We start from the raw sequence: 25689 nt of genomic DNA, 5'->3' as shown, positions 1-25689 counted from the left end.
TTGAAAAATGATAGTTAAATCCTGGTTTAAAAAAGTAAAAGGACCTACTTATGCATGAATATCCAAGAAATATACTATTTATAAACTAGTTTCCCTTGCAGGTTAATAGGGAAATCTGTAAAACTGGACTCTGGAAAAATAAAAGTCCAGGGCATGCTTGAATCTGGAGGTACAAAAACCCTTTCTAAAGTAAATTGTTTTTCTGCTTTTACTGCGTCGTCTTCTACATATTGTAATGTTGAGTTACTAAATGAGTAAGCTTGTCTGCTGTAATTATTAATTAAAACAGTAACCAATAAATCTGACCGATGATTTCTTGCTTGCCATAAAGCAGTAAATGTTATCTGTGTATCAACAGAATTGGGCGGTACTAAATTTTGAAATGCTTGTTCAATCTTGCGCCGGTCAATATTGGGAAGCGCTTTATCCCATTTGGGTTCAAAAACAAGGTTCATAACAAATCCTCCTTATAGATACCTTGATTATATAAGATTCGAGCATAGAAATAAATTTTTAGCGTTTCTTTTGAAAAAAAATGTCATTCGTTTTAGACTTGTGGTACGATAAGTGGGATAAAAACACTAGTCAGCTAAGAATTAAAAGGAGGTTATAACATGGAAGAGGAAAATGTAGAACAACAGGCAGTGAAGCCGGAAAATATTGCGGAAGTTGGAGAAACCATCAGTATCGTACGCGGGGAGCATAAAGGCAAAAAAGCAGAGGTGCTTATTGTACGCGAAAATTCTGTTATTGTCCGTATCGGAAATCATCCATCTACGGGAGAGCCGATTAAAACAGTAGTAAACCATAAAAATTATAAGAGAAAATAATTTGGATTATATGAAAACAGCCCCGGCATATCTTTTGCCGGGCCTGTTTTCATATAAGTCTTCATGCAGGGAAAAGGTCTGTCTTTACATGATAAACCTTACAATACTGTGCTTAAGTCCCCTTTGTAGAATAATGATGAAATTTCTACGTCCATTCCCAGTAAACACCCAAAAAGGAAGTCCAACATCTGTTGAACTTCCTCAGAAATCTAAATTGTTTCTCTATCACTTATGAAACTGGTTTTTTCCATAATCCAAGTATTAACGCTGAAATAACTGTACCAATTAATAATGATAGTATGAATAATATTCGAGCATCACCTAGTGCAGCAACAACGATAATGCCGCCGTGCGGTGCTGGAACACTACTGTGAAAGAATTGTGTCAGCCCTCCGGCAATTGCTGCACCGATAACAGATGAAGTAATTACACGTAATGGATCAGCTGCAGCAAATGGAATAGCTCCTTCTGTAACAAAGGATAATCCCATAATATAATTAGCTGTTCCCGATTTACGTTCATCTGCCGTGAATTTATTTTTAAATAAGGTTGTTGCCAGAGCGATAGCTAATGGAGGCACCATACCTCCGATCATAACAGCTGCCATGAATGCGCCGTCTCCTGTGTCTGTGAAAACCCCGATAGAGAATGCGTAGGCTGCTTTATTAAATGGGCCACCCATATCTATAGCCATCATACCGCCAAGCAGAACACCAAGTAAAACAATATTTCCTGTTCCGAGACCTTGTAAGAAATCTAAAATATAGTTATTTAGTGTGGAGAATACAGGTCCGATTGCAAAGTACATGGCTGCTCCTGTAACGAGTAACCCCAGCACAGGATACAATAAAATAGGTTTAAGACTTGCTAAAGACTGTGGCAGGTCTTTTAATAAGTGTTTAATTAAAATGATTAAGTAACCAGCGGCAAAACCACCGATAAGCCCGCCAATAAAGCCGGCATCACTGTTTACTGCCATCATACCAGCTACAATACCAGGCATTAAACCGGGTCTGTCAGCGATACTCATAGCGATATAACCGGCAAGAATTGGGATTAAGAAGTTGAATGCTGTATCTCCAATGGTATTAAAGAATAGGAAAATTTCTGATTCGCTTCCTAAGAAACTTTCAAACAGGAAGGAGATAGCCATTAAGATCCCGCCGCCGATAACAAATGGAAGCATGTGGGAAATTCCGTTCATTAAATCTTTATAGATTTTACCCCAGGCAGATTGCTTTTCATATTCTCCATCGTCTCCAGATTTTTCGCCAGAGCTATGATAAACTGGAGCATCTTGATTTGAAGCTTTGGTAATAAGCTCTTCTGCTTTTTTAATGCCGTCTACAACAGGGCGTTCGACTACGTGTTTTCCATCAAACCGTGCCATTTCTACTTTTTTGCTGGCAGCAACGATAACACCGGAAGCGCGTTTGATTTCATCAGCCGTTAAACGGTTTTTTGTACCGTCTGAACCGTTTGTTTCTACCTTAATATCCACATTCATTTCTGTGGCTTTTTTCTTCAAAGCATCCTCAGCCATATAAGTGTGTGCAATTCCAGTAGGACAAGCTGTTACAGCAACTATAAACGGCTTGTCATCTGCTGCTTCTGCTCCACTTTCTGCAGCCTGGTTGGTTTTTTCCTGAGCTTCCTCTTCCTCCGCTGATTCAACAAATAGTGCTTCTACTTCATCAGGAGTCGAAGCATCTTTTAACTTATTTACAAAGTCCGGTTCCATCAGAAGACGGGATAACGCAGCTATCGTTTGCAGGTGTGTATCATTCCCGCCTTCAGGTACAGCAATCATAAAGAAAAGGTGGGCAGGCTGCCCGTCTAAGGAATCATAATCAATTCCGGCTTTACTTTTCGCAAATAGCACAGTAGGCTCTTTCACGGAAGCCATTTTTGCGTGGGGCATCGCGATACCATCACCTAACCCGGTCGAGGATTGTTTCTCACGGGCCAGAATTGCTTCTTTAAACGATTCTTTTTCGGAAATGATTCTATATTTATAAAGGTTTGCGATCATTTCATCAATAGCAGCTTCTTTTGTTGTAGCTTGAAGATTTAAAAGCATGACATCTTTTTTTAATAAATCTGCAACTTGCATGTTTATCATCCTTCCTATATTGAATTTATATAGCTTCTATCTGAATTTGAGAGCGTAGATTTTCAATTGCTTCTGTGGTAGCTAAATCCTCAGAAAAAGCAGTTGCACTTCCGGAAGCAACAGATGTTTTAAACGATTCGAAAGCGTCCTTTGACTTTAAGAAGGAACTGATAAAGCCTGCAACCATGGAGTCGCCCGCACCAACAGAATTAATCAGCTTTCCTTCAGGTGCTTCTGCTCTGTAATTTCCCCGGTCAGTGATAAGCAATGCACCATCTCCACCCATGGAAATAATAACGTGCTTCGCTCCTTTTTCTAACAGCTTTTTCCCATAAGTTACCACCGCTTCATTTGTTTCCAGCTTCACATTAAATAATGCTTCCAGCTCATGAATATTTGGTTTAACCAATAATGGTTTATAGCTTAAAGATGCCTCAAGTGCAGCACCTGTGGTATCGATAGCAAATTCAGCGCCTTGGCTCTTTATCTGCCTGATTAATTTTTCATGAAAATCCTCTGACAGAGAAGGGGGCCTGCTTCCTGATAGAATAACGGTGTCTCCTTCTTTTATCTCTTCTAATTGTTTTAAGAATTTGGCAACTTCTTCATCGGATAAGGCAGGGCCGCGCCCGTTTATTTCTGTTTCCTGATCTGATTTAAGCTTGATATTGATCCGGGTGTCTTCTTTAATATTGACAAAGTTTGTCTGAACATCTAGTTCATCTAAAGCATCTTCAATAAATTTACCTGTAAAGCCGCCTACAAATCCGAGGGCAACAGAGTCTGTCGATAGTGCTTTTAATATTCTTGATACATTAATCCCTTTTCCGCCAGGGAGCTTATAGTCATTCTCCATATAACTCAAGCCGCCTAATTCGATTTTGTTTACAGGAACAATGTAGTCAATCGATGGATTTAAAGTAATGGTATAAATCATCTAATCCGCCTCCAAAATTGTTGTATGGTTTAAATACGGTTGATGTATAGTAGATATCTTATCGGTAATGAAAGTTACATCGGAAAAATCACATATTTTTGCAAAGCTGACTTTATTCCATTTGCTGTCATCTGCCAGGAAATAAGTATCTGAAGCTCTTTCAATTGCTAATTGTTTCATAGAAGCTTCCTCGGGATCCGGTGTTGTACAGCCATATGTCATATCAATACTGTCTACGCCGAGAAATGCCTTTGTAAATTGATAATTCATTAAAGAACGTTGACTGGGTGCGCCTACCATCGCTTTTGTAGAATGCTTTAATTTACCGCCTACGAGATAAGCGTTAATTTGTCTGTCTGCAAGCATAGAAGCATGGGCAATACCATTCGTAACAACAGTAATAGATGTATCTGTAAGAAACGGGATCATTTCAAGTGTTGTTGTACCTGCATCCAGATAAATGACATCATTCTCTTCTAAAAGTGTGACGGCATACCTCCCTATATTCTTTTTTTGTTGACTGTTTTTGATCGTTTTTTCCTGATACGTCAGCTCCGCTCCAAATGTTGCGTTCAATTTTGCTCCGCCATGAATGCGGAGCAGGAGACCTTTACTTTCTAATTGAGCGAGGTCTCTGCGGATTGTTGATTCCGAGCAGTCAAGACTCTCGATTAAATCAACTGATTTGATTACACCGCTTTCATTTAGACGGCGTAAAATATACTGATGGCGTTCATCTGTTAGCATATCCTCACCTCTTGTTTTTATAATATCATCTAAAACATTCAAAAAAAACCAAAATCATTCAAAATAAATCTGTAAAATGAATAATAATGAACTTGAATGAGAGATAGGTATAATATACGTAATATTTTTTATTTAAAATTGAACAATATTTCTTTCCAGTAAAAAGAAAAGGAAGAGAAGGGAAAGTGAAAGAGTCAATCAGATAGTGCATAACTGATTGACTATGTGAAGGTATCAAAGGAAGAAACTAATGGTTTCTTAGTGTGGAATTAAAATTATATAAGATGTTGAGGATTGCTGGTTTGGCAATGATTTCTGTTTTTTGAGCTCATATGCCATTTACTTATATCTATATGAGCCCGCTATTTATAGAAAGCCAGCCTAAAGCATTTTATTGATAAAGCTTTAATGCCTCCTCCAAAAAAAATTTATATTTAGCAATAAAGCTTTCTGGTTTTATAATTTTAACTTTATCACCGAATCCCGCTAAAAATTGATAGGAGAATGGATTCTCAGGGAGTTCAATAGTTGCAAAATAGCTTCTTGGGGTCTTTTCTGTAACAGCGTTTTTTCCATATCTTTCGATAAATTGATCTCTTACAGCGACATCAATCAACACTTGCACACTAATCAAATCTTGTTGTTTATTATATTGTTTTTCTTCCTCAAATATCTTATCAGTTTTTGGGGTGAAAAAACCGTCTTTTTGGATATGTATTATCCTTGTTAACTTAAACGTCCGATAGTCTTCCCGTTCTAAGCTGAACCCGATAAGATACCAATGCATTTCACTTAAATGTAACTTATAAGGTTCCACAGATCTGTATGTTATATTTCCTCTTTGGTCTACATATTCAAACTTTAGTAACCAATTATTTTCAATGGCTTGTCTGATAAATGAAATATCTTCTTTAATTTGCCTTCTTCCTGCCCAGTCGTAAAAAGATAAATCATATTTTGGGGAAATGTCAGCACTGGTCATTCCTTTGATTTTCTGGATAGTCGTCTGAATTTCCTGGTTTGTAATTAACTGATCAAAACCACCCAATGCAATGAGTATATTTTCAATGTCACTGTTATTTAATAAACGTTTATCGAATTTATAATCTTCCATAAGAGCGTAACCTCCTTCAGCACCATATGTTGCATAAACAGGTATTCTTGCATAACTTAATGTTTCCATATCACGCTGAATCGTTCGCTTAGATACATGAAAAAGCTTGCTGAATTCTGAAGCGGAGACAGATTTCTTTTGTAATAAAATCATAACGATGGAGATAAGCCGTTCAATTTTTTTCATGTTTTCCTCCTATATACGACATACAGTTGTCGTCTTTGGTCTATTATACTTCAGATATGAAAAGGGGGAAATAAAGATGAAAGCAATCGTTTATTTACAATTTAATGGAGAAGCAGAGGAAGCAATAGCTTTCTATGAAAAAGCTTTTCAGGCAAAAAGCGTTAAAGTAAAATTTGGAGCATTTGGTCAAAATTCAGAATATCCATTATCGGAAGAGGAGCAAAACATGATTATGGAATCCCGTATGGAGTTTTCAGGGAATATTTTAATGATCTCGGATGTTCTGCCTTCTATGCAGGATATTACAGGCGCAGTCACAAAGGGGAGTATGGTCTTAATCAGCATTATTGATGCTGATCCGGAAACGAATAAACAATTTTTTGAAAAGCTTTCGGAAGACGGTACTGTGATTATGCCTTTATCTTCTATGCCGTGGTCAGCAAGCTTTGGCATGTTAGTTGATAAATTTGGTGTGACGTGGAAATTTAATAGTGAGGCAAGTAAATTTCTGGATAGCTTCTTAAATTAAATTTGTAATATTAGAACGGGACTCACATAATATTTTAATGTAACGTTCGCACTGAGACAGCAATACCTAAAAAGCCCTGAAATTCCTATCTAATTGAGGAGTTTCAGGGCTTGTTTTATTTAGATGGCTTTGAGCAATAAGCGCTTGAGTAAAGGTGTGAAATGCTCTGGCAGAGCGCCCACATCCGGGACCATGATGCGCTCTTTCCCATAAATATTCTGCATCATATTATCATCATTCTCTTCAATCAGTCCGTTTGCAAGGAACATACCGACTACGTCGATTTGGTGTTTGCGGGCATCGGCAACGGCCTGGTACGTATCTACAATGCCATTCTGATCATAGCCGGAAGCTGCCGGCTGTCCATCGGAAAAGACAAGTAAAAATTTATTCTTCTCGCTGCGGCTGATTAATTTTTTAGTAATATGACGAATGCTGAAGCCATCCCGGTTATCTTCCTGCGCTTCCAGCTGCATGATTTTAGCACCCTGTTCTTTATACAAGGAATCCTCTAATGTCTGGATATATTGGAGATAATTCGGCTGGTAATTTTCGCTTACTTTATTGGCATCCTCCCAAAAGCCGATAATTTCATGAGGGATGCGTAATTCTTTTAGTACCTCATGAAACAGAGTAACACCGCGTTTGGTTTCCTCCATTTTGTTTTCCATAGAAGCAGAGCAATCGATTAATAAAGTGAAAACTGCATCAAATTCCTTTGATTCCTGTTCTTTTTTATAAAAAACTCGGGGAGAATCCTCTAAAAAAATAGGAAGCAGTTTTTTAGAAAGCCGGCCGAATAAAAGGTTTGTTCTCGGTGCATTCTGTTTATGCTCCAGGGTCAATTGAATGGTTTTGGCAAGTTTTCTTTTAAAGGGGTCAATTTCCTCTGCAAATTGCCGATATTGCAGCTCTTCGTCCACTGTAGGAGCCGCTGCATATTCTGTAAACATCCGGGCATGCTCATTTTCTTTGCCAAAGTTTGATTCACTACTGTTTCCCGAAGTGTACTCTTCCTTATCTAGAGCTTCTTTATCAGAATAATCATTTTGTGTGCTTTGGCTGGAAGCCCCTTGAATTGCATCCATCGCCTGGTCGCCATCCTCTGTTTCACGGGCACCGCCTCCCAGCATAGAAGTTTTTGTTCCCTGTTCTAATTCAAATTGCAGGAAATTCTGTTTGCGGTTATCGTTTTTATTTTCACGGTGCCATGTAGAGAAGGTCTCATCAAAGTATTCATTTTCTTCGTTTGTTTCTTCCTGCTGATCTTCATTCACAAGTGGATCTGTACGTGTCAATTCATCGAATAGTGTATTTTTCTCATAAGTTTCCACGTGTCCGATTGGCAGGATAAAATATTCATGAATGGAATCTGTATAACCTGCTCTTTGCATTTTCTGAACAATTTTTTCTGTTAAAGCAACATTGTCCTGCGTACTTTTAGTTTCAAAAACACTGTACAGATGAGGCTTTAAACTATCGAGCATATCCACCTGCTCCGCTTCTACACGAGGGAAACTTGGATCGGGCTGATTGGCAAAGAGTAATAAATAAATCATACAAAAAATTTCATCTGTCGCATAACTGCGTGTCACATTAGACTGCAGCTGGGTCGTAAAATAATGATGAAAATATTGCTGCCGATAAGTGAAGTTCCGTTTTGTGCCAGGCCGTTCTCTGCGGATAGCATCCTCCAGGCGAATATCCTCTAATAAAGTCATCAGTTGTATTGCGAATTTAGGAAGAAGGGAGTCCTGTATATCCTCTTTAAATTGCTGCAGGCTTTTTACATCTGTTTGCTGCAGTGTCCCTAATGTCCGCAGAATGACATCTGATTTAGTGCCTGCTTCCTTCATTTCTGACGGGAGCCGGTCCCAGAAACGGCTGGCTGTTACTTTGTTTTCTACTAAATCAATAAAGGAGCCAAAGCTGGATTCGAATTGCAGCTGTCCATTCTTTGCTAAAACAGTAGTCAAATCCTGCAATTGCATAAATAAATGGGTGTCGACTTTTGTTTGATGAAATCGATACATATGAACATTGCTCCTTTCATTAAAATAGGGTATCTGCCAGATTCTCAACGAAAGCTTTTTCACGGTCTTCTTCCAGCTTATCAACGATGCTGCGTAAAATAGCACGCTTAGGCGGAAGATAAATCGAAAGATCACAAGCATCCAGCAGGGCACGGATAGAAGCAGCATCCTCTGACAAGTTCCCCTGGCTCACTGCTGTGATTAAATCATTCGATAATGTGACAAAGTGACTGATCAGCTGCTTGTCTGTCAGATTTGTTGAATCGGTTATTAACTGTTCCAGCTGCTCTCCTTGAATATATGGTACATCAATAACGATAAAACGATTTTTTAAGGCTTCGTTTAATGGAACTGTTCCAATATAACCTTCGTTAATGGCTGCAATCACTCCGAACCCATCTGCAGCAGTAACGATTTCGTTGGTGAAAGGATTCGTAATGGTCCGTCGATAATCTAAAACGCCATTAATCAAAGGTAATGTTTCCGGCTTCGCCATATTAATCTCATCAATATATAGAAAACTCCCTTGCTTCATTGCGTTGGTAACTGGTCCGGGAACAAATTGGATTGTTTGTTTCTCTTCTTCATAGGTAAGTGTTTTAAATCCCATCAAGCTTTCAGCATCCAGGTCTACAGAACAGTTTACACTGTACATTGGGCGTTCAAAAAGAGAAGAAAGTGTTTCCGCAAATTTTGTTTTTCCTGCACCGGTCGGTCCTTTTAATAAAATATTTTTACCCATGCTCAATGCTACAATCGCATCAATTAATAATTCCTCACTCGGGGGAAGGTATCCGCCGGAACGAATCAGCTCCCGATGACTTGTAGTTTGTTTTTTATTATTTTCAAGCAGTTCTTGAACTGCTTGTGGTAATTGATTTGTATTCATGATTGTTTCTCCTTTTGAAATCATTTGCAATGATTCCGTTTTATTGGAGTTTTAAACATCTTCTATAGATTAAAAAAGCTCCGTTCACATTGTATTACTACTTTTACAAAAATACAAAGAATGCGCAGTCGTTGCGATATGGAGAAGCAATTGCTAAGATAAATATAATAATATAGAGACAGGTACCATGATTTGTTATGAAAATGGTGCCGGATAGGAGGATGTATGGCTAAACGGACAATGGCAATTCATTTAAACCTGGAGGATAAGTATGTAGAAGAAATTCAGAAGGCTGCTCCAGATTGGGATATTCATACAGGAAAAGAGCTCCCAGATGATATTCTCAAAAAAGCAGAAATCCTTGTTAACTGGCAAAAGGATAAAGAGAGCACGTACCTGGAAAGTGATCAGCTGAAATGGGTGCAGTCCTGGAGTGCTGGTGTAGATTCCTTAAATCTGAACAAAATTGATGGGAAAGGGATCATGCTGACAAGTGCAAACGGGGTTCACAGCTATCCAATATCTGAAACAATTTTTGCTTATATTCTTGGATTTACCAGACTGATTCATACCTATGTCAGACAGCAGCAAGAGAAGGTTTGGCATCATGCAAAGCTTCGCGGTGAAATACATAATAAGACGATTGCAGTGCTTGGTGCCGGGAAAATAGGGCAAGAAACAGCTAAAATAGCAAAAGCTTTCGGAATGAAGGTGCTTGGCGTGCGTCATTCAGGAAAAGCAGCGGAATACGTAGATGAAATGTATCAGCCTCATCAACTGGACAGTGTGCTTCCACAAAGTGATTTTGTTGTTGTTACTTTACCATTGACAGAGGATACACGTCATCTGATCGGTGAGGAACAATTTAAACAGATGAAAAAGGATGCTTTCTTTGTCAATATTGGACGTGGACCGATTGTTGACGAAAAGGCAATGATTGCAGCACTGCAGAACAACGAAATTGCCGGCGCCGGACTGGATGTATTTGAAAATGAGCCACTAGATAATGCCAGCCCCCTCTGGGAGATGGAGAATGTTATTCTGACCCCGCATACGGCCGGAGCAACAGAATTTTATAATCAGCGTGTCATTGAAGATATATTTATTCCGAATTTAAAAAGCTATTTAAATGGAGAATCACCATCAATTAATCTATATCGGCATGATCGCGGATATTAAATAATAGGTTAAAAAGAGAATTTTGATAAAAGTAAGGATGCAGGAAATGAAAAAGATACTTATTTTGCTCGTGTTGTTGTTTATGTTAACAGGGTGCGGGATGCTTGATTTTTTAGAAGACAGTGAGCCGGCAGAGGGAAGAGAGCTTGTAACTATTGAACGGGTAGTGGATGGAGATACAGTAATTGTGCATTTGGAAGATGGAACAAGAGAGCGGGTTCGGCTGCTCTTAATTGATACCCCGGAAAGTGTAAAACCTGATACAGAAGTACAGCCGTTCGGTGAAGAGGCAAGTGACTTTGCCAAAGAACTGATGCCGGAAGGGGAGACTGTCGAATTGGAAAGAGGGAGCCCGGACCGGGATGATTATGACCGGATGCTTGCTTATATCTGGGTGGATGATGAAAATGTTAATCAGATATTAGTAGAAGAAGGCTATGCAAGAGTTGCTTTCGTTTATGAGCCAAATACGAAGTACCTGGAAGAGTTAGAGGAAGCACAGGAAGAAGCGAAGGGAAATGAAGAAAATATCTGGTCCATACCAGGTTATGCGGAAAGCCGGTTTCATGAATATTAAGCGGGGGCAGAAAAAGCATAAGGTTTTGTAAATAACAGAGTGACTTGACTGAAAATCAAATAATTTATATACAATGGAAAATCTGAACCTTTTTGACTTCTTGTAAAGAGAAATTAAATGATGGTTTAGATTTTCCTTTATTAGTCTGGAGACGAGCAGATACTCGTAGTTGAAGAGAAGTTGGGTTTATCTGATTATTGCATGAAGGTTACATTTAAGTTAATTAATAATGTATAAGGTTTCGTTTATAAATTGGGTGGTACTGGTATAATGTAACAAATTTTAGAGGAGGGCTCTATTTTATGAAGAAGAAATGGTTTGCAGCTGCGTCGTTAATCGCCTTAAGCATAGCACCACTTCCGTTTCAATCAGCATCAGCCTCAAGCGGAGAGGCAGTTCAGGCAGAGGAGCACCCTGATGTTTCAGAAGAATTACAGCCGTTATTAGATATTGCTCCAGAGCATCAGCCCACCCTGGAAAACACTGATTCTGGATTAGAAGTTCAATTGGTACAGGAAAAACTAAATCATTTTGGGTTGAAAGTTGAAGCCGATGGTATATTTGGTCCCAAGACAGAAGAACAGGTGAGACAATTCCAGGCAGATCATGATTTAATAGCTGATGGAATTGTAGGAGAAAAAACTTGGACAGCGTTATTGTTTGAAGAACGTGAAGACCAGTTCACAGTAGATGATGCCGTCAGTCTTGCAGAAAATAAGCTGGATAACGAAGATCTAATATTTAGCAGTGATGGTGTATTATATGAAGAAGACGGGAAAGTATTTTATATTTTGAAAGCTTCCAGTCAATCATTAATAGATAATGGAGGAACCGGAACAGTAGGATATTATCATGTCTACAGTAATGGTGATGTTTTGGAATCAGAACCTCCAAAATAAAGTCGGGTTAATTTTTCCCCGGAAGAAATAAGAATACAAATAAAAAAGATTTTTGCATCCATATTACGGATACGAAAATCTTTTTTTATATCAGTGTATGTAGACTTATTTATTTAACCACGTATCCCGGTCTATCCCATATAACAGCCATGGGGAATCTAATACAAATGGATGATTTTCAGGCAGCTGGTCTATAATGGAAGCAGGAATATCAATCCAAACAAGGACTTCTTCATCAGGACATTGATTTTGTAAGTCTCTTTGTGCTTCAGCAATGGTTTCCCACAGCCCTTTACGATGAAATAAATCCTCAAACGGATATACTGCGTGAAGATATGTCTCTTTTTTAATATCCTTTTTTGTAATTAAAGGGGAAAGATCTTCCTCTTGAAAAAAACGCCAGCTTTTAATCTGATCATTTTGAAAAAGCTTTGGTGAGCTTGGAAACGGGTAGTAGCATTCAAGCGGAAAGAAGGTTTTCTCTGCAATGTGATATGTATTGAGTAATTTATTTTTCGATTCTGTCTGCGTTACTTCCTGCCAGCCGGGCTCTTTATTCAGCAATACATCAAGCTTCTTTGCTGTGCATCCGTAAAATGCTGTTTCCTTTTCCAAATGAATATGATTCAATACCTTTTGTGCAGGTGTATTATCGGCTTGTGTATTTGCTCCTATCCATTGCAGCTCCTTTGTTTGAAATGCCTGGTCAAGTACATATTTTGTTAATTGCTTTGAATAACCATGGCCCCGGTAACGGACATCACTTCTTAATTTTCCGAGCATTGCAAATTCAGACCCGAATGTAGTGTAACCGGCTGTACTTACTAACTGATTATGAATAAAATATCCAAAAAGTATATGGTTTCCAGTACATAATCTTTCGAAAATACGTATAATATAATCATCTGCTATACCTGTATGCATGCCCGCCATTAAATTTTTATCTGATGGTAATAATTGTCGGATTAAAGCATTCATAAAATCACCTCAGAGTTCATTATAAAAAGAGATATAAAGATTCGTCCAGCAATTCAATTGAAGAAAAAGAGCGTAATTTCTCAATATTTAAAACGCTTACAAAAATAATATCTTGAGACAAGAAACCTGAAAGAGTATAATGAAAGATAATGTTGTGATTTAGGAGGGCTAAAATGGCTACAATTCATAAAGGAGAAACTAAATTTTATGTTGGGGAGGACATCCGGGATCCGGAAGCAGAAATCACTTTTGTTCAATCAGGGTCAAATCGTCTGGTTATTGATCATACGTATGTGGCAAAAGAACTCCGAAGCCAAGGAATTGCTCAACAGTTACTGAAGCATGTTGTTCAATATGCAAGAGAAAATGATAAATATATTATCCCTTTATGCCCGTTTGCAAAAAAACAAATGCAGAAAAATGAAGCGTATCATGACGTCCTTCAAAAACAATTTATTTAAATGTATCTGACAATTAAAGAGACAGCGGCATATTTATCTATAGATGAATCTATTGTACGGGCATATGTGTTACAGGGTAAAATCCGTACAATTTATGATGGGGAGAACTATTTAATCAACAGAAATCAATTTACAACATACTTCGAGCAGGTTGAGAAATACAGGAAATTAGTACAAGCGTATTTGGACGAACCAATTCCAGAAGATATTGATGTGAAGGATGAAGATTAATTTTGATCCACAAGGCTGAATATACAAATAATTCTCTGAAATAAAAAGAAAATCGATACAGCAAAACATTAAAGGAGTTTTCAAATGAAAAACAAAAAACGTCCCCGATCGAAAAAGCCCGCCCCATATTTGACTTATGAAGTTACGGAATCCAAGGAATTATTTCCTTTTTTAAGGGAGGTTTTAGAAAATCGCAGCCGTAATTCAGTTAAGTCTATTTTAACCAGAGGGCAGGTTTCCGTGAATGATCGTATACAAACCCAGCATAATTACATGCTGGAAAAGGGACAGGTTGTTAAAATATTAAAGAATAAAGAAGCTGTAAAACAAGAAGTCTTTATTGGAATGTCCATTATTTATGAAGATGAAGATATTATTGTCATTGATAAGGAAGCCGGGCTTCTCTCTATTGCAACAAAGGAAGAAAGACGTCAAACAGCCTTTCATCAGCTGATGGATTATGTGAAGCAGGAAAATCCAATGAATCGCATTTTTGTTGTCCATCGATTGGATAAGGAAACTTCTGGAGTCATGGTTTTTGCGAAAAGTGAGAAAGTAAAGCGTAAACTTCAGGATAATTGGAAAGATATTGTTAAAGAGAGAACCTATGTCGTTTTAGTTGAAGGAAAGGTTCCAAAAGAAAAAGGCTATATTGTTTCCTGGTTAAAAGAAAGCTCGACACATAAAATGTACTCCAGCCGTGTAAAAAATGACGGACTGCGTGCAGCGACACGTTACCGGGTCATTCAATCAAATCAGCAATTTTCTTTACTCGAGGTAGAACTGGAAACAGGAAGAAAGAATCAAATCCGTGTTCATATGCAGGAGCTTGGCCATCCAGTGGTTGGTGATAAGCAATATGGCGGCGGACATCGCCGTATACTTGGACGGTTAGGATTGCATGCAAAAGCATTGGCGCTTTACCATCCAAGAACAGATAAATTGATGTTTTTCCGTTCCGATGTTCCAACTTCTTTTTATCATAAATCTAAATAATATAGATAAAGCCATTACTCTTGAGATATTAGGGCAATGGCTTTTTACGTACTTAGAGATGGTGAAATAAGGTAATACGTAATTAAATTGGCGCTTTTTCTAATTTTCTTCCTTCGCGTCCAATGGTTGTCTCTGCCTGCTGTAAAGAGCTGTAAATGGCTTCTTCAATTACTTCCGCAACGGCTTGGAAAAATTGATTCATGATTGGGTGATCATCCCGGACCATTGTGAAAGAGCTCGTTATTTCGTCGGAATGATGATCCATTTTAGCAGCTGTTGAGAAGGCGATTGCAATATCACCGCTTCCATTGTCTATCGTGCTTCCTGTTCTTCCGAGGCCGATAACACAACGCTTTGCCAGCCGCTTTAACTGACGATTAGAAAAAGGAGCATCTGTTGCAAGTATCATCATAATGGATCCATCCGGTGTATCCGGACTTTCTTTAGAATTACTGGTAAACAAAGCTTGTTCACGTCTGCCAAAGTTACTTACAACCAGGGCGCCCAATGTATAATTATCTTTTTCAGCAGCAATTATTCTCGATGAAGTACCAATCCCGCCTTTATAGCCCAGACACTGCATACCAGTTCCTGCGCCGACAGCACCTTCAGCAATCTTTTCATTTGTTGCGCCTTGAATGGCAGTGATAGCATGCTCCGGTTTTACCGCCTGAAGACGAATACTGTTTAAATAACCATCATTGCATTCTCCAACTACTACATTAATTGTTCCGGTCGTGTCCCCGATTTCCTCTGTTTCATTCAGCATGTAAGTTAAAGCTCCCTGCATGACAGCACCGACACTTAATGTATTTGTCAGCATAATTGGTGATTCTAAAACACCAAGCTCATCCATCTGCACCAAACCTGCTGTTTTTCCAAATCCGTTAATAACACTGTTTGCAGCAATTACCTTTTTTCGAAATAAGTTTTCTGTATGGGGCAAAATAGCTGTAACTCCAGTGCAAATGGTTTCTTTATCATTTAAATGCTCATACAGCGTAACATGTCCGACTTGAACGCCCTCAACATCTGTAATGCAATTCTTTTCTCCTCTTGGCAAAGTCATTTCATTCAAAACCTTTCATTTTTAATTAAATTATAACAAATCAATTATCCCTTGTATGGAATAAGGCATCTCGGAAACATTAAAAATGGGGTGATAATATGAGGAGAAGTTTGATCAGAATGTTGTTCTTCAGTGCTTTTTTCTTTTTTTTAACAATAAATATTGTCAGTGCAGATGATGTAAAGGAAGGGCTGGAAATTGGTGATAAGGCACCAGATTTTAAATTGGAAACACTTGAGGGAGAAACACGGCAATTATCAGACTTCCGGGGCGAGCCGGTGATGATTAATTTCTGGGCAACATGGTGTCCGCCTTGCCGCCAGGAAATGCCGGATATGGAGCAGTTCTATCAGGAGCATGATCCTGTTATTTTTTCTGTAAACTTAACAAATGAAGAGCTGAATACGAAGCAAGTGAATCATTTTTTACAGGAATTAGAGCTGACATTTCCTGTTTTATTAGATAAAGAAGGAGAGGTCAGTACGTTATATCGTATTCAGCCAATTCCAATGACCTATATGGTGGATGCTGACGGGATTATTCAATTTAAATCATTTGGGGCATTAAGCTATAAGCAGATGGTAAAGCAGTTTGAACAGATGAGTAAAACAGAATAACATTTAAAAAGTATAAAACAAGCAGACTCCCTTGGTCTATAAGGAAGTCTGCTTGTTTTGCCATGCGTGAAGCAGGATATTAAGTCATGCTGACATATATGTGTCATTGCCATATAGTGTTTTACGCGATATAATTAAGGAAGAGGTGAAATACATGGAAACGGATAAGTGGCAGCTGCAATTTAAAAAAGGAATTATTGAATTAATGATTATGTTGATAATCAAAGAGCGGGCGTATTATGGTTATGAGTTAACTGTTGCTTTAAAAGACACTATGTATCTTGGATTATCAGATGGAGCTATCTATCCTATTTTAAAACGGCTGGAAAAAAGCGGGTGGACTTATTCTTATTGGGATACTCCTGAAGAAGGTCTGCGGAGAAGATATTATCAGCTGACAGAAGCAGGAGCAGCTGCTTTGGAAAAACGTTTAGAAGTATTTCATTATTCGGCGGAAATGATTCTTTCTATTAAGGGCGGTGATTAGTTTGAACGCAACAATAAATGATTATCTAAGCGAACTGGCCAGATACCTGAATGTCTTGCCTAAAAGAGACCGGGATAATATCGTAGCGGAAATTGACCTGCATTTAAATGAAAAAGTAAATGAATTAAAAGAAGAAGGGTATAGTGATAATCAGGCGGTAGCTAAAGTGTTGACGGATTTTAAAACTCCCAAGTCCTTATCTCTGGAAATGGTGGAGGAGTATGATGACAAGGAAATACAAAATAAGCCTACATTTTTTGTGTTCTTTTCAGTATTCTGTTTTGCGGGTTTTGCACAGGCTGTTATCCCTATTTTAAGAAGAGAATTAGATACAGCTTTTATCTCGTTTGGGTTGATTTTAATTATTTGTGGAATCATAACGGTACTTTTGAAGAGAAATTGGCGGATAATTGAAATAAAAACAATTAAATTTTTTCCGAAAATCTGTTTATCTTTGTATTTTCCAGTGTCTCTTCTTTTCTTTTGGTGGAATACCGGCGAACAAAGTTATCTTGCTTTAACATGGATATATTATATGGCAGCTTACTGGCTGCTGCTTTTGATCTGTGCTCTTCTTTCAAAGAAAATAGCTCAGAAAGCAGAGAAGGACTTTTATGAATTTAGATAAAGATAAGGCGTTACTCAGGTATGTATGATTGAATGTACAGTTTCTTTTATAAGAATGATGAATATAGATAGAAATATGCCTGCGTATACGATAAAATATACGTTAGGCATTTTTTTAGAATTGAATTTGTAAATAGTATATAGATAAGCTGAAACCAGAGGGGGTATTAAAATGAAATTACTGCTTGGACAATTTGCGATTATTTTCATTATATGGGCTGGATTGCTTACTTTTTTTCAGGACATGAGCAATGCAAGCCAATTGATCTTCTATTTAGTTACTTCGTGGCTTTTATTACTAATCGTTTTAATAATCAAAACATGGGTTCGGGGGAAGAAAGAGTCGAATCAGCAATAATCCATCTTTTACAAGGAAGTGATGCGTTATGCTACGTATTGAAAATATCAGCAAGTCCTACGGAGATAAAAGTCTTTTCACAAATATAAATACATCTATCGGTGAATTTGAACGGATCGGCTTAATTGGTGTCAATGGAACCGGGAAATCAAGCTTTTTAAAAGTTATTGCAGGAATAGATGAACCGGACCAGGGAGAAATGAAACACGCGAAGGATTATCAGATTGAATATATTGCACAGGAAACAGTGCTTTATGAAGATTTGACGGTGATTGAACAAATTTACTATGGAGAATCGGAACAGATGAAGCTGATGCGTGCTTACGAACAGGCTATGTTGAATCTGGAAAAGGACCCGGAAAAAGAATCTTTTCAGCAACAGCTATTGCAGCTGCAGCAAAAGATGGATCAGGAAGAAGCATGGGAAGCTAATGCGAATGCGAAAACTATTTTAACAAAGCTCGGGATTACTGCATTTGATAAAAAGGTTCATGAGCTTTCCGGCGGTCAGCGAAAAAGAGTTGCCATCGCCAAAGCACTGATTCAGCCTGCGGATCTGCTTATATTAGATGAGCCGACAAACCATCTGGATCACGAAACGGTAGAGTGGCTGGAGAGATATTTACAGAGCTATCGCGGTTCTATTTTATTAGTAACGCATGATCGCTATTTTCTGAACCGGGTAACGAACCGTATTTTTGAACTGGATAAAGGAAATCTGTATGTCTATGAAGGAAATTATGAGCTGTTTTTAGAAAAGAAAGCAGAAAGAGAAGCACAGGAAATAAGTGATGAACAAAAGCATCGTAATACATTAAAGCGTGAACTCGCCTGGCTGAGACGGGGAGCAAAGGCAAGGTCAACGAAGCAGCGTGCCCGTGTGGAACGTGCGGAAGAAATGAAAGAAAAGAAATTTGATACGAAAAAAGAGAATCTTGCTATTCAGGCTGGATCAAAACGGCTGGGAAAAGACGTAATCGAGCTGGAAGATATTTCAAAAACCTATGATCAAGAGACGCTTATTGACCATTTTTCATATCAAATTATTCCGGGTGACAGAATTGGTATTATCGGACCTAATGGCACCGGGAAAACGACTTTACTCAATATTATGGCAGAACGTATTTTACCTGATAAGGGAAATGTAAAAGTTGGAGAGACTGTCCGGGTCGGCTACTATACACAGGATGATGAGGATCTGGATGGAACTTTACGTATTATTGAGTATATTAAAGAAGTAGCAGAGGTGATGCACACAGCAGATGGACATGTTATTACAGCTGAACAGCTTCTGGAGCAATTTTTATTCCCGAGAGCACAGCAATGGTCTTATATACGTACGCTATCAGGAGGAGAGAAGCGCCGGCTATATTTGCTTAAAGTACTGATGCATGAACCAAATGTCTTATTTTTAGATGAACCGACAAATGATTTAGACACACAAACGCTGGCTGTTTTAGAAGAGTATTTAGAAACATTCCCTGGTGTCGTTGTTACGGTGTCGCATGATCGTTATTTCTTAGACCGGATTGTGGAAAAGCTGTTTGTGTTTAAAGGAGCAGGGGAGGTATCGGTTTACTATGGCAATTATAGCGAGTTTTTAGAAACCAACTCTATTCCAAAACAAATGAAAACGGCTGTTGCAAAAGAAACGAAGCCTGATACCGCAGTTAAAACAAAAAAGAAACTATCTTACATGGAACAGCGGGAATGGGAAACAATAGAGGATGAAATTACTCAGCTGGAGGCGCGCCTCGGTGAAATTGAACAGGAAATTGCTGAAGCGGGAAGTAATATAGAAAAGGTGCAGCCTTTATTTACAGAGCAGCAGGAAGTAGAACAGAAATTAGAAGAAAAAATGGAGCGCTGGGAAGAACTGTCCCTGTTAAAGGAGAGTTTTGAATCTGGTAATGCATAATAATTGTGTGCACGATATAATGAACTTGTATCAACTTACAACAAGATGCGGCCGATAATAACGCAATATAATAAATTTGCAGGTTCAGATGCAAAATCCGGGTAGCATTCGTGTGTTTGCCATGTTATACTTACGTTTGAAATCACCAGATAAGTAAAGGAAGTCTAGTGTAAAGAGGCATATCGCATCATTGCGCTGGAGGGACTTCTTTCTTCGTGAAAAATAAACAATAGCCAGTCCCTGCTCTTCAATTTAAACAGTCTGCAGCTTATCCAAATGGAAAAGAAAGCTTTTTATATGTTTCATTTTTACGAGTATAAGGGAATACAGAGAAGAAGAGTGTACCTTATTTTGGAAGTGATTAATCAAGGAGGTTATTTAATGAAGCTTTTTCAAGTGAGAAAAGGGCAATTTGTATTTTTTGAGAATGAATTGCATAAGGTTTATTCTGTAAAGCCTATGTTTAAAAAATCTGTTCATATGTATCGGCTGAAAGATATGAAACAAGTATTAACGACAGCAAGAGAAATTAACTTTTATCGTCCGAAGCATAATGATACATTTATTTTTTATGGAAAGCGATACACGATTGATCAATATGCAAAGCCGGAAGCCGGTGATTATATTTTAATTGTGAAGCCTACTCCAGACTTCTTGGATCATTATTCATTAAATGAAATTGAGAAGGTAGAGCGAGTAGAGGATGGGAATGTAATTACAACGCGCGATAATGGCGTGAAGCATAGTGAATACGTTGTGATGGTCCCGGGAAAATCGGAAGCAAGCCAGGAAATTGCTTATTTCGATAAGACCCTTGTTCCAGAAGAAAAGCAGCTTCAGGATGAATCTATTTCTTATTTAGCAGAAAATGATGATACATTGAAGCCGGCTGTCGGTGATATTTATTTGGATATCCATAATAATACCCGTGCTATGATCGTTGCGATGACAGACGATGAGATTGTATTTGGTCATGGTGTCCGGGTTCATGTTGCTGAACTATTAGATGAGACCAGATATGAACTGGTTTATCAATTTGAAGATCATTAAGCTGAAAGCAGCTATCTTAAAAAATTATTTCATGTAAAAATCCGGCTGGGTAAAATTCAGCCGGATTTTTACATGATTTTATCAGTTTAGCTGTTTGATTTTTTCCATTGCTCACGCGCTTTGTAACCTAAAATATTGATAGCATCCTTGGAACCCGAATAAATAGGATTGTATCCTAACTCCAGGTCTGTTAAATCATCAACTGTAAGTTTGCCTTTAATGGCGGTAGCCAATACAGCCATTCGCTTATCAGCCCCTTTTTCTCCAATAACACTGCCTCCCATTAATTGCCCTGATTTCGGATCATATACAATTTTCATCCAAAGCTTTTCTGAGCCGGGATAATATCCTGCATTGGAAAAGCCTTTTGAAGTAACAGAATTAAAAGGAATATTTAATTCATTTAATGCCTGGCTGTTTTGACCTGTAATAGCCACTGTTAAATCAAAGACCCGGAAAAGAGAGGAACCTAAAATACCATCACGCTGAATAGTTTCTCCATTTAAATGTGATGCAATGACAAATGCCTGCCGGTGTGCTGGCCAGGCTAAAGCGACATGTGCCGGTTTTTTGGTTATGAAATCAACCTCTTCCACCGCGTCGCCTAGTGCATAAATAGAAGGATCATTCGTTTGCATGACTTTATTTACTTTGATGGCGCCGGTTTCTCCTAATTCCAGTCCTGCATCCTTTGCAAGCTTCAAGTTCGGCGTGATACCGACAGCCATAAGGGTCATATCTGCCTGAATCGTTTTTCCGCTTTGAAGATGCAGGGTCGTGCCGTGATTGGAATAGCTTTTTAATTTATCGTTTAGATAAAGCTCAACCCCGTTTTCTATTAAATGTTCATCTACATGACTGGCCATATCAGGATCTAAGCGTTTCATTACATGCGCTGAATGGTCAATAAGGGAGCACGGCAGTCCCCGCTTATGCAGATTCTCCACCATCTCCAGGCCGACAAAGCCCCCGCCGATAATCGCTGCTGTTTTTGGTTTTTCCTCTGAGATAAATGCTTCTATCTGATCCATATCTTCAATAGTGCGCAATGTAAAAGTATTGGATTGAATCCCTTGTAAATCTGGCATAACGGCCCGCGCTCCTGGAGAAAGAATTAATGTATCATAATCCATTTCATAAGGTTTACTATTTTTTTCAAAAAAAACCGTTTTCTTTTCCCTTTCAATATGTGTAACCTCAGCATAGGTTTCAATAGAAATATTATATTTCTCTGCAAAATCATTCTCGGAATAAATAATGCGGTCTCTATCGGTAATATCTCTGCCTAAATAATAGGGCATGCCGCAATTAGCAAAGGAAATGTACCCACAGCGGTCAAGAATATGAATTTCTGAATCAGGATCAGTTCTCCGTATTTGTGCTGCAACTGTAGCGCCTCCGCCAACACCACCGACAATTACAATTTTATTTACCATAATATAATAGCCCCTCTCGAAATAGCTTGTCGAAATATCTTAGAATTCATTCATTAATATAATAGTTCCCCAAATTGCCTTAATCGAAAAGTAATTTATTTGTAAAAGTAAATATGAAACCTGAATGTCGTAATTAAAGTGCGTGTTCAAAAAGTACGGTGAAAAGGACCAAGAAGTTCAAGGCGATAAGCTTTCTCCAAACGGAGCGTATGCTTTATAATACGTGAGTATTGGAGAAAGCTTATCAACGCAGAAATTCGCCGTGTCATTTTTATTGGACTTTTTGAACATCCTCTTAAAAAAACTCTCCACCGAAGCAGAGAGTTTTATTCTTATACGTTCAAAATATCTCTAATTGAATAAAGAAAAACAATAATAATCATAACTGGAGCAAGCCAACGTAATATTTGATACCATATTTGAAACATTCCGTTACCAAATTGATTGCCCGCATGAAACTCCTGTTCAACTAATGTACGATTCATTTTAAAACCTACAAATAACGCAATCAGTAAACAGCCGCCAGGAAGCATAATGTTACTGACTAAGAAATCACTTGCATCGAATGCTGTTTTTCCGAAAATATGAAAATCAGCAAGAACATTGGACGACAAAGCTGCAGGTATACCGAAAATAAATACAGCCGCTCCGGCAGCCCAGGCAATTTGTTTACGTGATGCCTTCATTTTCTCATTCATAGAAGCAGTAATTATCTCCAGCATGCTGAAGGAAGAAGTTAATATCGCAAACAGGAATAAGAAAAGAAATAAACTCAAGAATATTTCTCCAAAAGGCATTTGTGAGAATGCTTCCGGAAGAACGACAAATAATAGCCCGGGTCCTTCTGCCGGTTCAAGCCCGAATGAGAATACAATCGGGAAAATTGCTAAGCCGGCAAGTAAAGATACCAGAATGTTCATGACAGAAACAGAAGCTGCAGATTTCGTTAAACTGACATTCTTAGCAAGATAAGAGCTGTAGGTAACCATAACGGATATCCCGACAGCAAGAGAGAAGAAGGCCTGTCCTAATGCATATAAAATATTCTCGCCATTTAACTGTGAAAAATCAGGCTGCAGGAAGAAGCGTACACCTTCCATAGCACCTTCAAAGGTTAAAGCACGAACCACAATAATAATAAAAAAGATAAATAATAAAGGCATCAGTATTTTACTATATTTTTCGATGCCATTTTTAATTCCATTAGAGATAACAAAGGAATTAAAAAACACGAATACCGCAAGACCTGCAACGGTAATCAGCGGATTTCCGGTAATCATATCAAATAATGCTCCATAATCTGCGTTGTCTGTGATAATCATGCCGGGAAGAGACATCAGGCTATAGATTAATACCCAGCCGCCAACAACACTGTAAAAGGACATTAAAATAAACGCACCGATTACTCCCCAATGTCCAATGAAAGAGAAGATGCTCTTTTTGGGTGCAAGCTTTTGATATGCACTGACTGCCTCCTTTTGAGCCCCGCGCCCAATAACAAATTCAGCAATAAGCAGGGGAAGGCCAATCAGAACAGTAAATAATATAAAAATAAAGAAAAATGCTCCTCCGCCGTTCATCCCGGTCATATACGGGAATTTCCAAATAGCACCCAACCCGACTGCAGCACCGGCAGAAGATAAAATAAATCCAAGTCTAGTTGACCATTGTTCTGTCTTTTTTTCCATATTCGTAAAATCCTTCCTATCAAAAATCAATGTTCAGTATACCATAAAACCCAATTACATTCAGTGAGCTTCATGCATTTAAAAATAACATTGTTTTCATTTTCTGAATATTATTTGAAAATAGTTGTAAACATATTTGAGCTTCCATTATACTAGAATTAGAAAGAATAGAAAGTAATATCGGAAACAGTATTTTAATGAGAACAGGAGGAATTAAAATGATAACGCTTACATCGAAGGAGAAGAACTTAAAAAACTTTATTAATGGAGAATGGATAGAGGTTTCCAGTAAGGAAAAGGTGTATAACCCTGCTAATGGAGAAGTACTTGCAGAAATTCCAAATTCTGATGCAGCCGCTATTGATATGGCTGCGGAATCCGCACGTATTGCTCAAAAGGAATGGGCGGGTGTGCCTGCCCCACAGCGTGCTGAACTGCTGTATAAAGTAGGGATAAAGATGAAGGAGCAGAAGGAAAGGCTGTCTCAGCTGTTAACATTGGAAAATGGAAAAGTAATTGAGGAAGCACGTGGAGAAGTTCAGGAAGGAATAGATATGGCTTTTTATATGGCTGGGGAGGGAAGACGTTTATTTGGGCAGACAACACCATCTGAATTAAAAGATAAATTTGCGATGAGCCAGAGATGCCCGGTTGGCGTGGTGGGAATTATTACACCGTGGAATTTTCCGATTGCGATAGCGACCTGGAAGTCATTTCCTGCAATTGTTTCCGGAAATGCAGTTATCTGGAAGCCGTCTTCAGAAACACCGTTTATGGCAAAAGCACTGGCAAAGATATTTGAGGAAGCAGGATTGCCAAAAGGAGTTATCAATGTTGTATATGGATCAGGAGCGACAATCGGTCAGGCTATGATTAACCATGAAGCTATCCGTGTTATCTCTTTTACCGGCTCCAATGAGACAGGCAGACAAGTTGCTACAGAATGCGGAAGACAATTGAAAAAGGTATCTCTGGAAATGGGCGGTAAAAATGCAGTGATTGTCATGGAAGACGCCGATATAGATTTAGCGGTGGAAGGAATTCTATGGAGCGCTTTTGGAACGAGCGGACAGCGCTGTACAGCCTGCAGCCGTGTAATTGTTCATAAAGATGTCCGCAAAGAACTGGAGAACCGGCTGCTGAAGGCAATGAAAGATTTAACCATAGGGGATGGACTTAATCCAAATATTAAAGTCGGTCCAATTATTAATCAGGCCGGATTAGATAAGATTTTAAAATATATTGAGATCGGAAAAGAAGAGGGGGCAAATTTAGTTACTGGCGGAAAGCAGCTGACAGTGGAAAATTATGAGAATGGCTTTTATTTTGAACCGACACTGTTTTCAGATGTCACCATAGATATGCGGATTGCTCAGGAAGAAATTTTTGGGCCGGTAGTTTCACTTATCGAGGTGAATGATTTTGATGAGGCAATCGCTGCAAATAATAAAGTGAAGTATGGCCTGTCCAGCTCTATTTTTACACAGGATGTTAATCGTGTTTTTAAAGCACAGCGCGATTTAGATACTGGAATTGTTTATGTAAATGCCGGAACAACAGGTGCAGAGATTCATTTACCTTTTGGAGGAACTAAGGGAACAGGGAATGGGCATCGTGATTCCGGGGTGCAGGCGCTTGACGTTTTTACAGAGTGGAAGGCAGTCTATGTCGATTATAGCGGGAAGCTCCAGCGTGCCCAAATCGATACAGATGCATAAACTGTAAGTGCCTTTAAAAGCA

General features: G+C 38.5%; 26 protein-coding genes. 15 read left to right on the top strand and 11 right to left on the bottom strand.

Annotation, left to right across the window (positions count from 1 at the left end; genetic code table 11):
• Positions 1–74: 74 nt before the first annotated feature.
• Positions 75–455, bottom strand: a complete 381-nt coding sequence (locus BN1068_RS15520; RefSeq protein WP_077603735.1) for an SLAP domain-containing protein — start codon at positions 453–455, stop codon at positions 75–77.
• 159 nt (positions 456–614) lie between these two features.
• Here BN1068_RS15520 and BN1068_RS15515 point away from each other — a divergent pair, with 159 nt between their 5' ends.
• On the top strand, positions 615–830 hold the full coding sequence (locus BN1068_RS15515) for a DUF2187 family protein (RefSeq protein ID WP_077603734.1): 216 nt from the start codon (positions 615–617) through the stop codon (positions 828–830).
• Between the two features lie 229 nt (positions 831–1059).
• Here the strand turns inward: BN1068_RS15515 and BN1068_RS15510 are convergent, their stop codons facing one another.
• The 4 genes from BN1068_RS15510 to BN1068_RS15495 form a co-directional block, all read right to left on the bottom strand.
• Positions 1060–2943, bottom strand: a complete 1884-nt coding sequence (locus BN1068_RS15510; protein WP_077603733.1) for a PTS fructose transporter subunit IIABC — start codon at positions 2941–2943, stop codon at positions 1060–1062.
• 25 nt (positions 2944–2968) lie between these two features.
• Positions 2969–3880, bottom strand: coding sequence for a 1-phosphofructokinase (gene pfkB / locus BN1068_RS15505; RefSeq protein WP_077603732.1), 912 nt, complete (start codon positions 3878–3880; stop codon positions 2969–2971).
• Positions 3881–4627, bottom strand: coding sequence for a DeoR/GlpR family DNA-binding transcription regulator (locus tag BN1068_RS15500; RefSeq protein WP_077603731.1), 747 nt, complete (start codon positions 4625–4627; stop codon positions 3881–3883).
• Positions 4628–5018: 391 nt separating this feature from the next.
• A complete protein-coding gene (locus tag BN1068_RS15495) occupies positions 5019–5927 on the bottom strand; it encodes a helix-turn-helix transcriptional regulator (RefSeq protein ID WP_077603730.1) in 909 nt (302 codons plus the stop codon).
• A gap of 76 nt (positions 5928–6003) precedes the next feature.
• Between BN1068_RS15495 and BN1068_RS15490 the strand changes: the two genes are divergently transcribed.
• The gene (locus tag BN1068_RS15490) at positions 6004–6456 is read left to right on the top strand and encodes a VOC family protein (protein ID WP_077603729.1); all 453 of its coding nucleotides are present in this window, start codon (positions 6004–6006) and stop codon (positions 6454–6456) included.
• Between the two features lie 119 nt (positions 6457–6575).
• Here BN1068_RS15490 and BN1068_RS15485 read toward each other — a convergent pair whose 3' ends face one another.
• Together BN1068_RS15485 and BN1068_RS15480 are read right to left on the bottom strand one after the other, a co-directional pair.
• Positions 6576–8489, bottom strand: coding sequence for a vWA domain-containing protein (locus BN1068_RS15485; RefSeq protein ID WP_077603728.1), 1914 nt, complete (start codon positions 8487–8489; stop codon positions 6576–6578).
• Positions 8490–8508: 19 nt separating this feature from the next.
• Positions 8509–9378 carry an ATP-binding protein gene (locus BN1068_RS15480; protein ID WP_077603727.1) on the bottom strand — a complete coding sequence of 290 codons (870 nt, stop codon included), beginning with the start codon at positions 9376–9378 and terminating at the stop codon, positions 8509–8511.
• A 225-nt stretch (positions 9379–9603) separates the two neighbouring features.
• On the opposite strand from BN1068_RS15480, the gene BN1068_RS15475 reads away from it, so the two are divergent.
• The 3 genes from BN1068_RS15475 to BN1068_RS15465 all read left to right on the top strand — a co-directional run bounded on the left by BN1068_RS15475 (position 9604) and on the right by BN1068_RS15465 (position 12033).
• Positions 9604–10557 (top strand): D-2-hydroxyacid dehydrogenase, encoded by a 954-nt coding sequence (locus tag BN1068_RS15475; RefSeq protein ID WP_077603726.1) that lies wholly within the window; start codon positions 9604–9606, stop codon positions 10555–10557.
• Between the two features lie 46 nt (positions 10558–10603).
• Positions 10604–11134: a thermonuclease family protein gene (locus BN1068_RS15470; RefSeq protein WP_077603725.1), complete on the top strand. Its 531-nt coding sequence runs from the start codon at positions 10604–10606 to the stop codon at positions 11132–11134.
• A 302-nt stretch (positions 11135–11436) separates the two neighbouring features.
• Complete coding sequence (locus BN1068_RS15465; RefSeq protein WP_077603724.1) at positions 11437–12033, top strand: peptidoglycan-binding domain-containing protein; 597 nt, start codon at positions 11437–11439, stop codon at positions 12031–12033.
• A 105-nt stretch (positions 12034–12138) separates the two neighbouring features.
• Here BN1068_RS15465 and BN1068_RS15460 read toward each other — a convergent pair whose 3' ends face one another.
• Positions 12139–13011, bottom strand: a complete 873-nt coding sequence (locus BN1068_RS15460) for a GNAT family N-acetyltransferase (RefSeq protein ID WP_077603723.1) — start codon at positions 13009–13011, stop codon at positions 12139–12141.
• 173 nt (positions 13012–13184) lie between these two features.
• Between BN1068_RS15460 and BN1068_RS15455 the strand changes: the two genes are divergently transcribed.
• The 3 genes from BN1068_RS15455 (at position 13185) to BN1068_RS15445 (ending at position 14699) form a co-directional block, all read left to right on the top strand.
• Positions 13185–13472, top strand: coding sequence for a GNAT family N-acetyltransferase (locus tag BN1068_RS15455; protein ID WP_077603722.1), 288 nt, complete (start codon positions 13185–13187; stop codon positions 13470–13472).
• A complete protein-coding gene (locus tag BN1068_RS15450) occupies positions 13473–13703 on the top strand; it encodes an excisionase family DNA-binding protein (RefSeq protein ID WP_077603721.1) in 231 nt (76 codons plus the stop codon). It abuts the gene before it with no gap.
• 84 nt (positions 13704–13787) lie between these two features.
• Complete coding sequence (locus BN1068_RS15445) at positions 13788–14699, top strand: RluA family pseudouridine synthase (protein ID WP_077603720.1); 912 nt, start codon at positions 13788–13790, stop codon at positions 14697–14699.
• Positions 14700–14781: 82 nt separating this feature from the next.
• On the opposite strand, the gene BN1068_RS15440 is transcribed toward BN1068_RS15445, so the two are convergent.
• The gene (locus BN1068_RS15440) at positions 14782–15768 is read right to left on the bottom strand and encodes a P1 family peptidase (protein ID WP_077603719.1); all 987 of its coding nucleotides are present in this window, start codon (positions 15766–15768) and stop codon (positions 14782–14784) included.
• Between the two features lie 119 nt (positions 15769–15887).
• On the opposite strand from BN1068_RS15440, the gene BN1068_RS15435 reads away from it, so the two are divergent.
• The 6 genes from BN1068_RS15435 (at position 15888) to BN1068_RS15410 (ending at position 20825) form a co-directional block, all read left to right on the top strand.
• Complete coding sequence (locus BN1068_RS15435) at positions 15888–16385, top strand: TlpA family protein disulfide reductase (protein ID WP_254846809.1); 498 nt, start codon at positions 15888–15890, stop codon at positions 16383–16385.
• 154 nt (positions 16386–16539) lie between these two features.
• A complete protein-coding gene (locus tag BN1068_RS15430) occupies positions 16540–16872 on the top strand; it encodes a PadR family transcriptional regulator (protein ID WP_077603717.1) in 333 nt (110 codons plus the stop codon).
• 1 nt (position 16873) lies between these two features.
• Positions 16874–17500: an HAAS signaling domain-containing protein gene (locus BN1068_RS15425; RefSeq protein ID WP_077603716.1), complete on the top strand. Its 627-nt coding sequence runs from the start codon at positions 16874–16876 to the stop codon at positions 17498–17500.
• 171 nt (positions 17501–17671) lie between these two features.
• Positions 17672–17857 carry a hypothetical protein gene (locus BN1068_RS15420; RefSeq protein ID WP_077603715.1) on the top strand — a complete coding sequence of 62 codons (186 nt, stop codon included), beginning with the start codon at positions 17672–17674 and terminating at the stop codon, positions 17855–17857.
• A gap of 28 nt (positions 17858–17885) precedes the next feature.
• Positions 17886–19775, top strand: coding sequence for an ABC-F family ATP-binding cassette domain-containing protein (locus BN1068_RS15415; RefSeq protein ID WP_077603714.1), 1890 nt, complete (start codon positions 17886–17888; stop codon positions 19773–19775).
• 381 nt (positions 19776–20156) lie between these two features.
• Positions 20157–20825, top strand: coding sequence for a hypothetical protein (locus BN1068_RS15410; RefSeq protein ID WP_077603713.1), 669 nt, complete (start codon positions 20157–20159; stop codon positions 20823–20825).
• An 86-nt stretch (positions 20826–20911) separates the two neighbouring features.
• On the opposite strand, the gene BN1068_RS15405 is transcribed toward BN1068_RS15410, so the two are convergent.
• Together BN1068_RS15405 and BN1068_RS15400 are read right to left on the bottom strand one after the other, a co-directional pair.
• The gene (locus BN1068_RS15405) at positions 20912–22261 is read right to left on the bottom strand and encodes a CoA-disulfide reductase (RefSeq protein WP_077603712.1); all 1350 of its coding nucleotides are present in this window, start codon (positions 22259–22261) and stop codon (positions 20912–20914) included.
• A 332-nt stretch (positions 22262–22593) separates the two neighbouring features.
• On the bottom strand, positions 22594–23949 hold the full coding sequence (locus BN1068_RS15400) for a sodium-dependent transporter (RefSeq protein WP_077603711.1): 1356 nt from the start codon (positions 23947–23949) through the stop codon (positions 22594–22596).
• 218 nt (positions 23950–24167) lie between these two features.
• On the opposite strand from BN1068_RS15400, the gene BN1068_RS15395 reads away from it, so the two are divergent.
• Entirely contained in the window at positions 24168–25667 is a 1500-nt protein-coding gene (locus BN1068_RS15395) for an aldehyde dehydrogenase family protein (protein ID WP_077603710.1), read from the top strand.
• Positions 25668–25689 lie beyond the last annotated feature (22 nt).

The sequence above is a fragment of the Oceanobacillus sojae genome (assembly GCF_900162665.1).
Lineage (GTDB): Bacteria > Bacillota > Bacilli > Bacillales > Amphibacillaceae > Oceanobacillus > Oceanobacillus sojae_A.
This window is presented reverse-complemented; position numbering and strand designations above follow the sequence as displayed.